Genomic DNA, 14,944 nt, shown 5'->3' with positions numbered 1-14,944 from the left:
GACTTCGGCTTCACGTTGCGGACGTACACGCGCCGGCAAGGCGATCGATTACTCCTTCACCGAGGCGGAGCCCCAAGGACACCGGCGAAGCTCAGGGCACATCAGTGCTCTAGTCTTCTGAGTCAGGAATTTTGTTCAGATGTGTAGGGTTGTGGGGTGGCGCGTACTGGGCGGCCGAAGGCCGAGTTGATCCTGTCGGATGCGGAACGGGCTGCGCTGGAGGGGTGGGTGCGGCGCCGTTCCACGCCGCAGGCGTGGGCTTTGCGGTGCCGGATCATCCTGGCGTGCGCCACCGGGGCGTCGAACAAGGACGTGGCCGCCGAGCTGGGCTCGACACCGCATGCGGTGGGCCGGTGGCGGAAGCGGTTCGTGGAACACCGGATCGCCGGGCTGGGCGACATGCCGCGGTCGGGTGGGCCCAGAACGGTTACCGACGAGCAGGTCGCCGCCGTGGTGACCCGCACGCTGGAGTCGACGCCGAAGAACGCCACGCACTGGTCGACACGGGCGATGGCGCGGGAGATGGGCCTGTCGCAGTCGACCGTGTCGCGGATCTGGCGGGCTTTCGGCCTGCAGCCGCACCGCTCGGAGACCTTCAAGCTGTCCACGGATCCGTACTTCATCGACAAGGTCCACGACGTGGTCGGCCTCTGTCTCGACCCGCCCGAGCGCGCTCTGGTGTTCTGCGTCGACGAGAAGTCCCAGATCCAGGCCCTGGACCGCTCACAGCCGGTGCTGCCGATGATGCCGGGCGTCCCGCAGCGGATCACCCACGACCACGTGCGTGCCGGCACCACCACGCTGTTCGCCGCCCTGGAGGTGGCCACCGGCAAGGTGATCGGTTCCCTGCACCGTCGGCACCGCGCCGAGGAGTTCAAGAAGTTCCTGATCAAGCTCGACCAAGAGGTGCCGGCGGGCCTGGACGTGCATCTGGTTTTGGACAACTACGCCACCCACAAGACCCCGGCCATCAAGACCTGGCTGCTGGCCCACCCGCACTTCCACCTGCACTTCACACCCACAGGATCGTCCTGGCTCAACCTGGTCGAGCGGTGGTTCGCCGAGCTGACCAACAAACAGATACGACGAGGCGTCCACAAGAGCGTCCCGGCCCTGGAAAAGGACATCCGTTCCTGGATCGCCGCATGGAACACCGATCCCAAACCCTACGTCTGGACGAAGACCGCAAACGAGATCCTCGAACGCCTCGCCAGCTATCTGGACAGAATTCCTGACTCAGAAGACTAGCCCTAACCCATGTGCCCTCAATGTGCCCCGGCCACCTGACGTCCCCTCCCGGCACATGGCGAGGGCGGAGCCCGAAAGCCCCGCCCGAACCGCGCGAAACCCCAGCTCAGGGCCACACCAGGCAGTACGCCTGATGCCCCGCCTCGTGCAGCCGGTGGCTGAAGTCCTGCCACTCGTGGAGCAGTCGGTACACGTTGAACGCGTCCCGCGGCCCGCCCCGGTCCGGGACCGTCGACCAGATGAAGGCCGCCGCGCCGACCGCTTCCTCGCCGATGCCGCGCAGCGGGTCGACGACGGTCATCGGGAGTTTCACGACGGCGTAGTCGGGGTGCAGGACGACCAGTTCCAGCGGGGGCACGCGGTGGAGGGGGACGCCCTCGATGCCGGTGAGGACCATGGCGGCCATGGTCTCCGGCTTGATCTTGGTGAACATGCCGTTCATGCCCAGTTCGTCGCCGCCCAGCTCCTCGGGGCGCATGGAGATCGGGACGCGGGCCGCGGTCGCGCCGTCGGGCGCACCGAAGTACTTGTACGTCACCCCCACCCGACCACCATTCCTGCTCCCGGCCCGGGGCCGGTCGACCCCGCGGTCGAGCCGGTCGGGCTCACTCGGTACACCGTGGCCCTGTCGTGCCTCGGTGGGTTCCTCCGCCTCGCGCCGGTGCCTGCCCCGCCGGGCGCGTCGAGGACCCAGGCCATCGGTCCCCTCGCCCAGTCCGCCACCGCGATGCATATCTCCACCCGACTGCTTTTCTAGGACGCGTAACCCCCGCCACGCAACCCGATCATCGTGTCAGTGACCTCCCCCACGGCCGCCCGCCGAAACGTGCGCTGAACCATCTGTCCGCAGGTCGCCGGAAGCCGCCGCCCGCCTCCGCCTTCCGGTCACTTGCCGCATGTGTCCGGCTCCGGGCTGCTCCGACGCGGGCTCCCGTCCTCCCCAGTCTTGCAGACGACGCGACCAGGGGACTGGTTGTCCGATCATCACCCTCCTCCCTCCACCGGCCCGCCCGCCCCCGCCGCCCCCGGGACCGCTGGCCTACCCTGAGGAGGTCACCCAGGCAACCGGAGTCCGAGAAGTCGGAGAAGGTCGAGAAGGTCGGAGAAGTCGCAGGTCATGAGCGAACTGGCATATCCATACGAAGCACCTGCCTCGCAGGCGCTGTTCGACCGTGCGGCGGCCGTGACGCCCGGCGGTGTGAACTCCCCGGTGCGCGCCTTCCGCGCGGTGGGCGGCACCCCCCGTTTCATGGTGTCCGGCAGCGGCCCGTACCTCACCGACGCCGACGGGCGCGAGTACGTGGACCTGGTGTGCTCCTGGGGTCCGATGATCCTCGGGCACGCCCACCCCGAGGTGATCGCCGCCGTCCAGGACGCGGCCGCCCGCGGCACGTCCTTCGGCACGCCCGCCGAGGGCGAGGTCGCGCTGGCCGAGGCGATGGTCGAGCGGGTCGCCCCGCTGGAGCAGGTGCGCCTGGTCTCCAGCGGCACCGAGGCGACCATGTCCGCGATCCGGCTGGCCCGCGGCTTCACGCGGCGCACCAAGGTGGTCAAGTTCGCCGGCTGCTACCACGGCCACGTCGACTCCCTGCTCGCCGCGGCCGGCAGCGGAGTGGCGACCTTCGCGCTGCCGGACACGCCGGGCGTCACCGGCGCCCAGGCGAGCGACACCATCGTCCTGCCGTACAACGACCTCGACGCCGTGCACGCCGCCTTCGCCGCCCACCCCGGTGAGATCGCCTGCGTGATCACCGAGGCGTCACCGGGCAACATGGGCGTCGTACCGCCGCTGCCCGGGTTCAACCAGGGACTGAAGGACGCCTGCGCGGCGAACGGCGCGCTCTTCGTCTCCGACGAGGTCATGACCGGCTTCCGGACCAGCCGCGCCGGATGGTTCGGCGTCGAGGGCGTCGTCCCCGACCTGATGACCTTCGGCAAGGTGATGGGCGGTGGGTTCCCGGCCGCCGCGTTCGGCGGCCGCGCCGACATCATGGCGCACCTCGCCCCGGCCGGTCCCGTCTACCAGGCCGGCACCCTCTCCGGGAACCCGGTCGCCACGGCCGCCGGCCTCGCCCAGCTCCGGCTGCTCGACGAGGCGGCGTACCGCACCGTCAACGCGGTCTCGACGCAGGTCCAGGCCCTGGTCACCGACGCCCTGACCAAGGAGGGCGTCGCGCACACGCTGCAGACCGCGTCCAACATGTTCTCCGTCTTCTTCACCGACCGGCCGGTGCGGAACTACGAGGACGCCAAGGCGCAGCAGTCGTTCCGCTACACCGCCTTCTTCCAGACGATGCTGGCGCACGGCGTCTACCTGCCGCCGTCCTCCTTCGAGTCCTGGTTCGTGTCGACCACCCACGACGAGCGGGCCGTCCAGCGGATCGCCGACGCCCTTCCGGCGGCGGCCCGCGCGGCGGCGGAGGCGACGGCATGAGCGAGCAGCGCGACGACGACCTGACCGTCGTCCACCTGATGCGCCACGGCGAGGTGGACAACCCCACCGGCGTCCTCTACGGCCGCCTGCCCGGCTACCACCTCTCCGACCTGGGCCGCCGCATGGCCGACCGGGTCGCCGAGCACCTCGCCCCGCGCGATGTGACGTACGTCGTCGCCTCCCCGCTGGAGCGGGCGCAGGAGACGGCCACGCCGATCGCCAAGGCGCACGGGCTCGACCTCGGCACCGACGAGCGGCTCATCGAGGCGGGCAACGTCTTCCAGGGCAAGACCTTCGGCATCGGCGACGGCGCGCTGCGCCGCCCCGCCAACTGGAAGCACGTGGTCAACCCGTTCCGGCCGTCCTGGGGTGAGCCGTACGTCGACCAGGTCGTACGGATGATGGGCGCGCTGAACGCGGCCAAGGACCGGGCGCGGGGCCACGAGGCGGTCGTGGTCAGCCACCAGCTCCCGATCTGGATCGTGCGCTCGTACGTCGAGCGGCGCCGGCTCTGGCACGACCCGCGCCGGCGGCAGTGCACGCTGGCGTCCCTGACGACGTTCACCTACAAAGGTGACCGGATCGTCTCCGTCGGCTACTCCGAGCCGGCCCGCGACCTCGTCCCGGCCCACCTCCTCGCGGGCGCCAGGCCGGTGAAGGGGAAGGGCAAGGCGTTCGGAGCCTGACCCGGCCGACCTGCGCCCTAGGGGTTCATGACCTGCGCCGTGGGATTCATGACCTTCGTCACGGAATCCGCACGTATTTCCGGAACCCGCCCGTTCGTCGCGTCCTCTGACTGGATGACCACCAGCAGAACGCGACGAACGGGGACGCGATGCGCATTCACCCCCGCAGCACCCATAGCTCTCAAAGCGCCCGAAGCTCTCCTAGCACCCAAAGCTCTCATGGCTCTGAATCCGGCCGCAGTGCCGCTCCTGATGACCGCACCGCCCCCGGTGCACCGACCCGCCGCGGGGTGCTCGGGCTCGGTGCCGGGGCCGCGGCCGCCGTCGGGCTGGCGGGCTGCGGCCCCTCTCCCTCGGGCGGCTCGCGGCACGCCGAAGGCGCCGGCGCGCAGCCTTCCGCCTCCAGCAGCCCCGCGACCGTCCGGCCGCTCGGCGACGGATCGACGGAGTTCACCGGCGGGCAGCCGCACCAGCCGCGGGCGCCGCGGCCGCTGGAGCCCGGCGAGGCCCCGCCGCAGTTCGTCGTCTTCTCCTGGGACGGGGCCGGCGAGGTCGGCAACGGGCTCTTCCCGCGCTTCCTCGACCTCGCCGAGGAGCACGGCGCGCACATGACGTTCTTCCTCTCCGGCCTGTACCTGCTGCCGGAGTCGAAGAAGCGGCTCTACGACCCGCCGAACAACCTGCGCGGCGCCTCCGACATCGGCTACCTCACCGACGGCCACATCAGGGAGACGCTGACGAACGTCCGCCGGGCCTGGCTCGACGGGCACGAGATCGGCACCCACTTCAACGGCCACTTCTGCGCCGGCTCCGGTTCCGTCGCCCACTGGACCCCCGCGCAGTGGCGCAGCGAGATCGACCAGGCGAAGAAGTTCGTGACCCGGTGGCGGACCCACACCGGCTGGACCGACCTGCCCGCCCTGCCCTTCGACTACGACAAGGAACTCGTCGGCGGGCGCACGCCCTGCCTGCTCGGCCAGGAGAACCTGCTGCCCGCCGCCCGTGAACTGGGCTGGCGCTACGACGCCTCCTCGCCCGGCGGCCTCCAGGTGTGGCCGGTGAAGCGGAACGGGATCTGGGACCTGCCGTTGCAGCAGATACCTTTCCCCGGCCACTCCTTCGAGGTCCTGTCGATGGACTACAACATCCTCGCCAACCAGTCGGTCAACTCGACCAAGGCGCCCGCCCACCGCTACCCGGGCTGGCGCGAGCAGGCCGGCCAGGCGTACATATCCGGCTTCCGGCGGGCCTACGAGACGAACCGGGCGCCGTTCTTCATCGGCAACCACTTCGAGGAGTGGAACGGCGGCATCTACATGGACGCCGTCGAGACCGCCCTGAAACACATCGCCCGGGAGCGGGACAAGGGCGGCGACATCCGGATGGTCTCCTTCCGGCAGTTCGCCGACTGGCTGGACGTCCAGCGGCCCGAGACGCTCGCCCGGATGCGCACCCTGGACGTCGGCACCGCGCCGGCCGGCGGCTGGAGCGCCTTCCTCGGAGAGCCGCGGGGCTCGGCGGCGGGGTCCTCGCCGGCCTCCTCGACCACCTCCTCGGCCACCTCTTCGCCCACCTCCTCGGCCACCTCTTCGCCCACCTCCTCGACCGCCGCCGCGGACGCTGTCTGAAATGCGGGTTCCCGCCCGGAAGGGGGGTGCGCAAGATCCTCGGAACGGACATGCGAAACTTTTCACATGAGTGCCGCCAGCCGCGCCCCCCTGTGCTCGAACCGCGCCACCACCCGCGTCCGCAGCCGCGCCGCCCTGACCATAGGGGCCGTCGCGTGCGCGCTGCTCGTGTCCGCTTGCGGCTCCGGAGGGACTTCGGGCGGCGGCGGCAACACGAACTACATCACCGGCTCCGACGGTGTCGCCACCGTCGACAAGGGTGACCGCGCGGACATCCCCGAGCTGTCCGGCAAGACCGTCGACGGCAAGCAGCTCGACGTAGCCGACTACAAGGGCAAGGTCGTCGTCCTCAACGTCTGGGGCTCCTGGTGCCCGCCCTGCCGGGCCGAGGCCAAGAACTTCGAGAAGGTCTACCAGGACATCAAGGACGAGGACGTCCAGTTCGTCGGCATCAACACCCGCGACGCCTCGACGGGACCGGCCAGGAACTTCGAGAAGGAGTTCGCGATCAGCTACCCGAGCCTGTACGACCCCACGGGCAAGCTGATGCTCCGCTTCGAGAAGGGCACGCTCAACCCGCAGGCCATCCCCTCCACCCTCGTCATCGACCGGGAGGGGAAGATCGCCGCGCGCACGCTCCAGGCACTCAGCGAGGAGAAGCTGCGCAAGATGGTCGCCCCCGTCCTCGCGGAGAAGTGACGTGAGCGCAGTCTCCACGCTCGCCGCGGACCCGGGCGAGACCGTACGCAGCGGCGCCCTGCTGCTCGCCCTGCCGATCGCCCTGCTCGGCGGCCTCGTCTCCTTCTTCTCGCCCTGCGTCCTGCCCCTCGTCCCCGGCTACCTGTCCTACGTGACCGGCGTCACGGGTACCGACCTGGCCGAGGCCCGGCGCGGCCGGATGGCGGCCGGGGCCTCCCTGTTCGTCCTGGGCTTCACCGTCGTGTTCGTCTCCGGCGGGGCGCTGTTCGGCTTCTTCGGCCAGACGCTCCAGGAGGAGCGCGACGTCCTGACCAAGGTGCTGGGCGTCCTCATGGTCGTCCTGGGCGTCTTCTTCATGGGCCTGATGCCGTGGCTGAACCAGCGGGAGTACCGCTTCCACCGGCGGCCCACGACCGGGCTGATCGGCGCCCCGCTGCTCGGCGCCCTCTTCGGCATCGGCTGGACACCCTGCATCGGCCCGACCCTCGCCTCGGTCCTCGCGCTCTCCTCCGACCAGGCCAGCGCGGAGCGCGGCGCCATACTCACCGTCGCCTACTGCCTCGGCCTAGGCGTGCCCTTCGTGCTCGCCGCGATCGCCTTCCGCAAGGCGCTGGGCGCTTTCGGCTGGGTCAAGCGCCACTACGTCTGGGTGATGCGCATCGGCGGCGTCATGATGATCGCGACCGGGCTGCTGCTGCTGACCGGCGCGTGGGACAGCATCGTGCAGCAGACACAGACCTGGTCCAACGGCTTCACGGTAGGGATCTGACGCGATGAGCCTGACTTCGAAGACCGGGCGGCCCGGCGACACGCCGACAACCGGTGCCGGTTCCGGCTCCGGCTCCGGTTCGGATACCGGAACCGGTGACGAGCAGGAACTGGGCGCCGCCGGCTCGCAGCTCTCCACCGCGCCGAAGGAGGAGCCGGCGCACCTGCCCGCCATGGGCGTGCTCGGCTGGTTCCGCTGGTTCTGGCGCCAGCTCACCTCGATGCGGGTCGCGCTGCTGCTGCTCCTGCTGCTGTCGCTGGGCGCCATCCCCGGTTCGCTGATCCCGCAGACGGGCGTCGACGCCACCAAGGTCGAGCAGTTCCGCAAGGACCACGACCTGCTCGCCCCGGTCTACGACAAGCTGGGCCTCTTCCACGTCTACAGCTCGGTGTGGTTCTCGGCGATCTACATCCTGCTCTTCGTCTCCCTCATCGGCTGCATCGTCCCGCGCACCTGGCAGTTCGTCGGCCAGATGCGCGGCCGCCCGCCGGGCGCGCCCCGCCGGCTGACCCGGCTGCCCGCCTACACCACCTGGCGGACCGAGGCCGAGCCCGAGCAGATCCGCGAGGCCGCGCTCACGCTGCTGAAGAAGCGCCGCTTCCGCGCCCACCTGACCGGTGACGCCGTCGCCGCCGAGAAGGGCTATCTGCGGGAGGCCGGCAACCTCGCCTTCCACATCGCGCTGATCGTGATGCTGACCGCCTTCGCCTGGGGCCAGCTCTTCAAGTACGAGGGCAACAAGCTGGTCCTGGAGGGCGACGGCTTCTCCAACACGCTCACCCAGTACGACGACTTCAAGTCCGGCAACCTCTTCGACCAGGACGACCTCGCCCCCTTCAGCTTCGAATTGAAGGACTTCAGGGGCACCTACGAGCCGACCGGACCCAACCGCGGCACCCCCCGGACCTACGAGGCGCACCTCACGTACAGCGAGGGCGCCTACGGCGGCGAGAAGAAGACCACGGTCAAGGTCAACGAGCCGCTGGAGATCGACGGCTCCAAGGTGTACCTGGTCAGCCACGGCTACGCGCCGATCGTCACCGTCAGGGACGCCGACGGCAAGGTGGTCATGGACAAGGAGGCCGTGGCGCTGCTGCCGCTCGACTCCAACGTGACCTCCTCCGGCGCCATCAAGGTCATGGACGGCTACCGCAACGCCGAGGGGGAGAAGGAGCAGCTCGGCTTCAACGCCTTCTTCCTGCCGTCCTACGGCGGCAAGGGCGCCACGATGCTCTCCACCTTCCCGGGGCTGCTCAACCCGATGCTCGCCCTCTCCGCCTACCACGGCGACCTCGGTGTCGACTCGGGCATCCCGCAGAGCGTCTACCAGCTCGACGACAAGAACCTGAAGGAGTTCAAGGACTCCGCGGGCGACCTGTACAAGAAGCAGCTCAAGGTCGGCCAGACCATGACGCTCCCGGGCGGCAACGGCTCGGTCACCTTCGACGGCATCCAGGAGTGGGCCGGCTTCCAGGTCACCGCCCAGCCCGCCAGCGGCTGGGCGCTCGGCGGCGCGATCGCCGCCATCTTCGGCCTGGCCGGCTCCCTGTTCATCCAGCGCCGCCGGGTGTGGGTGCGGGCGGTGCGGGGCGCCGACGGCGTCACGGTCGTGGAGATGGCCGGCCTCGGCCGCAGCGAGTCCGCCAAGGTCCCCGAGGAACTCGGCGATCTCGCCGCGATCCTGTACGAGCAGGCACCCGGGTACGCGCCCGCGGCGCCCGACCCGTCCGACACCCCCGAGTCCACCGCCGTATCCGCCGTATCCGCCGTATCCGCCGTACCCGCCGAGTCCACCGCCGTACCTGCCGAGAGGGACGAGAAGAAGTGACTCTCGCCGACGCGACCCAACTGGCCGCCGCGACCAACGAGAACCTCGCGAACACCAGCAACACGCTGATCTACTGCGCGATGACGGTCTACACCCTCGCCTTCCTCGCCTACATCGCCGAGTGGATCCTCGGCGGGCGCAGCAAGGTGGGCCGTACCGCCGCCGCGCTCACCTCCGAGGGCGCCGCCAAGGCCGGCCCGGCCGTCACCGTGAACAAGGCCGGCGGCACCGCCGTACTGGAGCGGCCGAAGGTCGTCGTGCGCGCGGCGGCCGGCTCCCGTGACGTGCCCGACGGGCCCGGCGCGCACGGCGGGACCGAGAAGGGCGACCTCTACGGGCGGATCGCCATCTCGCTCACCGTGCTCGCCTTCCTCATCGAATGCGGCGGTGTGCTCGCGCGCGCGCTCTCGGTGCAGCGGGCGCCGTGGGGCAACATGTACGAGTTCAGCATCACCTTCTCCACGGTCGCCGTGGGCGTGTACCTGGTGCTGATGGCGCTGAAGAAGAACATCCGCTGGCTCGGACTGCCGCTGATCATCACGGTCCTGCTCGATCTCGGTCTCGCCGTCACCGTCCTGTACACCGCCAGCGACCAGTTGGTCCCCGCCCTCCACTCGTACTGGCTCTACATCCACGTCTCCACGGCGATCCTGTGCGGCGCGGTCTTCTACGTCGGCGCGGTCACCACGCTCCTGTACCTGTTCAAGGACTCGTACGAGAACAAGCTCGCCTCCGGCGGCACCCCCGGCCGGTTCGCCGACTCCGTCCTGGACCGGATGCCCGCCGCGTCCTCCCTGGACAAGTTCGCCTACCGGGTGAACGCCGCCGTCTTCCCGCTGTGGACGTTCACGATCATCGCGGGCGCGATCTGGGCGGGCGACGCGTGGGGCCGTTACTGGGGCTGGGACCCCAAGGAGGTCTGGTCCTTCATCACCTGGGTCGCCTACGCCTGCTACCTGCACGCCCGCGCCACCGCGGGCTGGAAGGGCCGCAAGGCCGCCTATCTGGCCCTGATCGCCTTCGGCTGCTGGCTGTTCAACTACTACGGCGTCAACATCTTCGTCTCCGGCAAGCACTCCTACGCGGGCGTGTAGCCGAGCCGGTTCTGCTTCCGCCATCGTTCTCCGCCCCGAAGGCCGGTTGTCGTGACTCCCGTCATGGAAACCGGCCTTCGTCGCAGTCAGGCGCCCCTGCCGCGGTCTCACTTACTTGGGTGAACATCAGCGGCCGGGCTTGAACCCGGACCCCTCAACTCCCCTACGCTCGGCGCAATCCGACCGCAGACACGCGTCCGCCCCGCCACCGTCGCGGGCCCGGCCGCACCGCCGCCGGTCGTCCGTCCAGTGAAGGAACCTCATGGTCAGCCCGCCTCACGAGGCGATGCACCGCATCTTCCAGCACGACCCGGGTCTGTTCAGCCGGGTCTCGCGCTACCTCGGTGTGGACATCCCCGCACCCGTCAGCGCGACGGCCCTGCCGACCGACCTCACCGAGACCAGCCCCGTCGAACGCCGGGTGGACACCCTCCTGCGCTTCGAGACGGCCGAGCAGGGCCCCAGGGCTTGGGCAACCGCCCGGCCAAGCACCCCTGGAGGAACCTGGTGGCCGTGGACCTCTCCTTCTACAAGTCCTACATCTCCGACGAGCTGCGCGCTCAAAGCCGGGCCGAGGACGTCCTCCTCGTTCTGGAGCAGCGCGGTCTCGCCGTCTCCGACGAGGTCCGCGGGCGGGTCACCGAATGCGCCGACCCCGACCTCCTCCGCCAGTGGCTCACCCGTGCCGTCACCGTGCCGGAGGCCGAGGCGATCTTCGGTGACGGCTGATCCGGGAGCGGTCAGGACGGGTCCGCGCTGACGGACCGCCAGATCCGGTCGGGGAGGACCCGGACCGCCTCGTCGAGGTCGACGTCGTGGATGCCGGCCAGCCAGCGCCGGGCGAGGGCGACGACCGGGCCCAGGACCAGGGTCTCCAGCAGGGGCTGCGGGAGCGCGGCGAGTTCGCCCGCCTCGACGCGGGGCCGCGCCCACAGCGCGAGCGCCGACACCGAGGGGGCCTGCGTCTCCCGTACCTCCTCGCCCTTGGCCGGCATGCGGGCGTCGGCGTGCGGGGAGTGGATGAGCAGCGCGGCGCCCGGGTGGACCCGGACGAAGTCCAGGTACGCCTCGACCACCGCCCGGATTCCCGCGCGGGCGGTGTCCGCGGACATCAGCGCGGTGACCAACTGCTCCAGCAGCCGGCGCGTCCAGCGTTCCGTGAGGGCGACGAGCAGGCCGTCCAGGCTGCCGAAGTGGTGGTAGAGGCTGCCCAGGCTGACCCCGCTGGTGCGGGTGACGGCGCTGACGGTGACGCCCTGTTCGCCCGACTCGGCGTAGAGGCTGAGCGCCGCGTCGAGGAGGAGGTCGGCGGTGGCCTCGCCGCGCTGCTGCTTGGGGCTCATCGGCGGCTTTCCTCCGGTGTCGTGCGGTGGGCGTCAGCGTAGAACACGGCCTGGGAGGCCGGTACTAGAACCCACTTCTAGAAAGTCCTTCCCATGTGGCGGGCGTTGCTTCAGACTGGTGGGCGGTCGGGCCCGTGGGTGTCGTGCGGTCGGGGGGAGCGTGCGGCCTCGGGCCCGGCTGTTCGCTGCGCGCGGTGCGCCGAACGCCGCGGGTCAGATGGGTTGGGCGTTCGGGTGGTCGCTCGGCCTCCGTGCTGGGCGGGCGTTCACCTCGGCCGCTCGCCGGGCGGACGGCTCGTCGCCGTGAAGGTGGTCCACGCCGAACTGCTGCGCGGGCCGGAGTTCCGCGACCGGTCGCGCCCGGCAGGGACCCGGGCCGCCGCCGCTCCGGCGCCCCTCACTCGCCCTTGGGCTCCTCGCCCCGGTCCTTCTCCCCGTCCCGCTCCCGGTCCGTCTCCCGGCGCTTCTCGCCGTCCTTCGCCCGGTCCGCCCGCCCGTCCTTCTCCTCGCCCAGTGACTTGAGGAAGTCGGGGTTGTCGTCGGGGGCGACCCACCCGCCCCGGCTCCGGGGACGCCCCGGGGCGCCGGCCGGCTGCCGCTTCTTGCCCGCGATGAGCCACGAGAGGGAGCCGACCAGGGGGAAGAGGAGGACGAGGATCGCCCACAGCGGCTTCGGGATGTGCCGGACGTCCTCGTCCCTCGTGCTGATGCAGTCGATGAACGCGTAGACGCTCAGAGCCAGCGGCACGAGGAACATCAGCACCCGCAGCATTGGGGCCTCTCCAGCGAAAGCGGTGGGCGGTACCGGGCCAGCGTAGCCGCTCGGGGATACTGGACCCCATGGCTTACGACGATCTTCGCTCCCTGCTCAGGGCACTGGAACGCGAGGGCGACCTCAAGCGTGTCAAGGCCGAGGTCGACCCGTACCTGGAGGTCGGGGAGATCGTCGACCGGGTGAACAAGGCCGGCGGCCCCGCCCTGCTCTTCGAGAACGTCAAGGGCTCCGACCTGCCCCTGGCGATGAACGTCTTCGGCACCGACCGCCGCCTGCTCAAGGCGCTCGGCCTGAAGTCGTACGGCGACATCTCCGACAAGATCGGCGGACTGCTGCGGCCCGAACTGCCGCAGGGGTTCGTCGGCATCCGCGAGGCGTTCGGCAAGCTCGGCGCGATGACGCACCTGCCGCCGAAAAAGGTCAAGGAGGCACCGGTCCAGGAGACCGTGCTCACCGGCGACGACGTGGACCTCGACCGGCTGCCCGCCCTCTTCACCTGGCCCAAGGACGGCGGCTCCTTCTTCAACCTGGGGCTCACCCACACCAAGGACCCGGAGACGGGCGTGCGCAACCTGGGCCTGTACCGCCTCCAGCGCCACGACAAGCGCACCATCGGCATGCACTGGCAGATCCACAAGGACAGCCGGAACCACTACCAGGTGGCGGCCAGGAGGGGCGAGCGGCTGCCGGTCGCGATCGCCTTCGGCTGCCCGCCGGCCGTGACGTACGCCTCCACCGCCCCGCTCCCCGGTGACATCGACGAGTACCTCTTCGCCGGCTTCCTGCAAGGCAGGCGGATCGAGATGGTCGACTGCAAGACCGTGCCGCTCCAGGTCCCGGCGCACGCCGAGGTCGTACTGGAAGGCTGGCTGGAGCCCGGCGAGACGCTGCCCGAGGGGCCGTTCGGCGACCACACCGGTTTCTACACGCCGCAGGAGCCGTTCCCGGCGCTGACCATCGACTGCGTGACCACGCGCAGGCGCCCGCTGCTCCAGTCGATCGTGGTCGGACGCCCGCCGACCGAGGACGGGCCGCTGGGACGGGCGACGGAGCGGTTCTTCCTGCCACTGCTGAAGATCATCGTGCCGGACATCGTGGACTACCACCTCCCGGAGGCGGGCGGCTTCCACAACTGTGCGATCGTGTCGATCGACAAGAAGTACCCCAAACACGCCCAGAAGGTGATGCACGCCATCTGGGGTGCGCACATGATGTCCCTCACCAAGCTGATCGTGGTGGTCGACTCCGACTGCGACGTCCACGACCTGCACGAGGTCGCCTGGCGCGCGCTCGGCAACACCGACTACGCCCGCGACCTCACCGTCGCCGAAGGCCCGGTCGACCACCTCGACCACGCCTCCTACCAGCAGTTCTGGGGCGGCAAGGCGGGCATCGACGCGACGAGGAAGCTTCCCGAGGAGGGGTACACCCGGGACGGGGGCTGGCCGGACATGGTGCTGTCCGACCCCGAGACGGCGGCGACGGTCGACCGCCGCTGGAAGGAGTACGGACTGTGACGTCGGCTTCCGCCGCGCTACCGCGGCAGCCGGGGCGCACCAAGGCGTTCCTGCGCCTGGTGATGATCGAACACTCGGTCTTCGCGCTGCCCTTCGCCTACATCGCCGCCCTCACGGCGATGTACGAGCTGGACGGGAACATCCACTGGGGCCGGCTGCTCCTGGTGACCGTCTGCATGGTCGGCCTGCGCACCTTCGCGATGGCCGTCAACCGGATCATCGACCGGGAGATCGACGCCCGGAACCCGCGCACCGCCCACCGCGAGCTGGTGACCGGCGCGATGTCGGTCAGGCACGCCTGGGTGGGCGCGCTCGTCGCCGTCGTCGTCTTCCTCGGGTCGGCGGCGCTGCTCAACCCGCTCTGCCTCGCCCTCGCGCCCGTCGCCGTGATCCCGATGGTGGTGTACCCGTACGGCAAGCGGTTCACCAACTTCCCGCAGGCCATCCTCGCTCTCGCGCAGGCCATGGGGCCGATCGGCGGCTGGCTCGCCATCACCGGCGAGTGGTCCTGGGACGCGGTCGTGCTCGGCCTCGCGGTGGGCATCTGGATCGGCGGCTTCGACCTGATCTACGCCTGCCAGGACGTGGAGACCGACCGCGAGGTCGGCGTCCGCTCGGTTCCGGCGCGCTTCGGCATCCCGGCCGCGATCTGGGGCGCCCGCGCCTGCCACGCGGTGACGACGGCCCTCTTCGTCTGGTACGCCCTCGCCACCGGCGCCGGTGCCTTCTTCTGGCTCGGCCTGGTGATCGTCGCGGGCGCGTTCGGCTACGAGCACACCCTCGTCCGCCCGCACGACCTGACCCGCCTCAACAGGGCGTTCTTCAGCGTCAACGGCTTCATCGGCATCGCCCTGTTCGGGTGCGCGCTGCTGGACCTGCTGGTCCGGGGGCTGACCGTCTGATCACCGGGCGGCCCGGGGACC

Annotated in this window: 13 protein-coding genes and 1 pseudogene; 11 read left to right on the top strand and 3 right to left on the bottom strand. The window is 70.3% G+C overall.

What is annotated here, in order from left to right; genetic code table 11:
- The first annotated feature begins 156 nt into the window (after nucleotides 1-156).
- Complete coding sequence (locus tag ABEB00_RS02670; protein ID WP_345617163.1) at nucleotides 157-1,248, top strand: IS630 family transposase; 1,092 nt, start codon at nucleotides 157-159, stop codon at nucleotides 1,246-1,248.
- 106 nt (nucleotides 1,249-1,354) lie between these two features.
- On the opposite strand, the gene ABEB00_RS02665 is transcribed toward ABEB00_RS02670, so the two are convergent.
- Nucleotides 1,355-1,792: a hypothetical protein gene (locus ABEB00_RS02665; RefSeq protein WP_345617162.1), complete on the bottom strand. Its 438-nt coding sequence runs from the start codon at nucleotides 1,790-1,792 to the stop codon at nucleotides 1,355-1,357.
- Nucleotides 1,793-2,365: 573 nt separating this feature from the next.
- On the opposite strand from ABEB00_RS02665, the gene hemL reads away from it, so the two are divergent.
- From hemL to ABEB00_RS02625, 8 genes and pseudogenes are all read left to right on the top strand, one after another.
- Nucleotides 2,366-3,682, top strand: a complete 1,317-nt coding sequence (hemL, locus tag ABEB00_RS02660) for a glutamate-1-semialdehyde 2,1-aminomutase (RefSeq protein ID WP_345617161.1) — start codon at nucleotides 2,366-2,368, stop codon at nucleotides 3,680-3,682.
- Nucleotides 3,679-4,368 carry a histidine phosphatase family protein gene (locus ABEB00_RS02655; RefSeq protein ID WP_345617160.1) on the top strand — a complete coding sequence of 230 codons (690 nt, stop codon included), beginning with the start codon at nucleotides 3,679-3,681 and terminating at the stop codon, nucleotides 4,366-4,368. Before hemL ends, ABEB00_RS02655 begins: the two co-directional genes overlap by 4 nt.
- Before the next feature lie 290 nt (nucleotides 4,369-4,658).
- Nucleotides 4,659-5,996: a polysaccharide deacetylase family protein gene (locus ABEB00_RS02650; protein ID WP_345617158.1), complete on the top strand. Its 1,338-nt coding sequence runs from the start codon at nucleotides 4,659-4,661 to the stop codon at nucleotides 5,994-5,996.
- 66 nt (nucleotides 5,997-6,062) lie between these two features.
- The gene (locus ABEB00_RS02645; protein ID WP_345617157.1) at nucleotides 6,063-6,695 is read left to right on the top strand and encodes a TlpA family protein disulfide reductase; all 633 of its coding nucleotides are present in this window, start codon (nucleotides 6,063-6,065) and stop codon (nucleotides 6,693-6,695) included.
- 1 nt (nucleotide 6,696) lies between these two features.
- Nucleotides 6,697-7,464 carry a cytochrome c biogenesis CcdA family protein gene (locus tag ABEB00_RS02640; RefSeq protein WP_345617156.1) on the top strand — a complete coding sequence of 256 codons (768 nt, stop codon included), beginning with the start codon at nucleotides 6,697-6,699 and terminating at the stop codon, nucleotides 7,462-7,464.
- Between the two features lie 4 nt (nucleotides 7,465-7,468).
- Entirely contained in the window at nucleotides 7,469-9,292 is a 1,824-nt protein-coding gene (gene resB / locus ABEB00_RS02635) for a cytochrome c biogenesis protein ResB (protein WP_345617155.1), read from the top strand.
- Nucleotides 9,289-10,386: a c-type cytochrome biogenesis protein CcsB gene (gene ccsB / locus ABEB00_RS02630; RefSeq protein ID WP_345617154.1), complete on the top strand. Its 1,098-nt coding sequence runs from the start codon at nucleotides 9,289-9,291 to the stop codon at nucleotides 10,384-10,386. Before resB ends, ccsB begins: the two co-directional genes overlap by 4 nt.
- 262 nt (nucleotides 10,387-10,648) lie before the next feature.
- Nucleotides 10,649-11,115: pseudogene (locus ABEB00_RS02625) on the top strand (hypothetical protein).
- A gap of 11 nt (nucleotides 11,116-11,126) precedes the next feature.
- Here ABEB00_RS02625 and ABEB00_RS02620 read toward each other — a convergent pair.
- Nucleotides 11,127-11,729, bottom strand: coding sequence for a TetR/AcrR family transcriptional regulator (locus ABEB00_RS02620; protein ID WP_345617153.1), 603 nt, complete (start codon nucleotides 11,727-11,729; stop codon nucleotides 11,127-11,129).
- Nucleotides 11,730-12,126: 397 nt separating this feature from the next.
- Nucleotides 12,127-12,501, bottom strand: a complete 375-nt coding sequence (locus tag ABEB00_RS02615) for a PLD nuclease N-terminal domain-containing protein (protein ID WP_345617152.1) — start codon at nucleotides 12,499-12,501, stop codon at nucleotides 12,127-12,129.
- A 68-nt stretch (nucleotides 12,502-12,569) separates the two neighbouring features.
- Here ABEB00_RS02615 and ABEB00_RS02610 point away from each other — a divergent pair, with 68 nt between their 5' ends.
- Nucleotides 12,570-14,021: a menaquinone biosynthesis decarboxylase gene (locus ABEB00_RS02610; protein WP_345617151.1), complete on the top strand. Its 1,452-nt coding sequence runs from the start codon at nucleotides 12,570-12,572 to the stop codon at nucleotides 14,019-14,021.
- A complete protein-coding gene (gene mqnP / locus ABEB00_RS02605; RefSeq protein ID WP_345617150.1) occupies nucleotides 14,018-14,923 on the top strand; it encodes a menaquinone biosynthesis prenyltransferase MqnP in 906 nt (301 codons plus the stop codon). Before ABEB00_RS02610 ends, mqnP begins: the two co-directional genes overlap by 4 nt.
- Nucleotides 14,924-14,944: the final 21 nt, after the last annotated feature.

Origin of the sequence: Streptomyces ziwulingensis (assembly GCF_039542605.1) — a bacterium.
GTDB classification, from domain to species: Bacteria; Actinomycetota; Actinomycetes; order Streptomycetales; family Streptomycetaceae; genus Streptomyces; species Streptomyces ziwulingensis.
This window is presented reverse-complemented; position numbering and strand designations above follow the sequence as displayed.

Bases quoted from the DNA above. Each gene is read 5' to 3' on its own strand.
- hemL (WP_345617161.1), top strand. From the start codon at position 2,366: ATGAGCGAACTGGCATATCCATACGAAGCACCTGCCTCGCAGGCGCTG.
- ABEB00_RS02655 (WP_345617160.1), top strand. From the start codon at position 3,679: ATGAGCGAGCAGCGCGACGACGACCTGACCGTCGTCCACCTGATGCGC.
- ABEB00_RS02645 (WP_345617157.1), top strand. From the start codon at position 6,063: ATGAGTGCCGCCAGCCGCGCCCCCCTGTGCTCGAACCGCGCCACCACC.
- resB (WP_345617155.1), top strand. From the start codon at position 7,469: ATGAGCCTGACTTCGAAGACCGGGCGGCCCGGCGACACGCCGACAACC.
- ABEB00_RS02620 (WP_345617153.1), bottom strand. From the start codon at position 11,729: ATGAGCCCCAAGCAGCAGCGCGGCGAGGCCACCGCCGACCTCCTCCTC.
- ABEB00_RS02615 (WP_345617152.1), bottom strand. From the start codon at position 12,501: ATGCTGCGGGTGCTGATGTTCCTCGTGCCGCTGGCTCTGAGCGTCTAC.
- ABEB00_RS02610 (WP_345617151.1), top strand. From the start codon at position 12,570: ATGGCTTACGACGATCTTCGCTCCCTGCTCAGGGCACTGGAACGCGAG.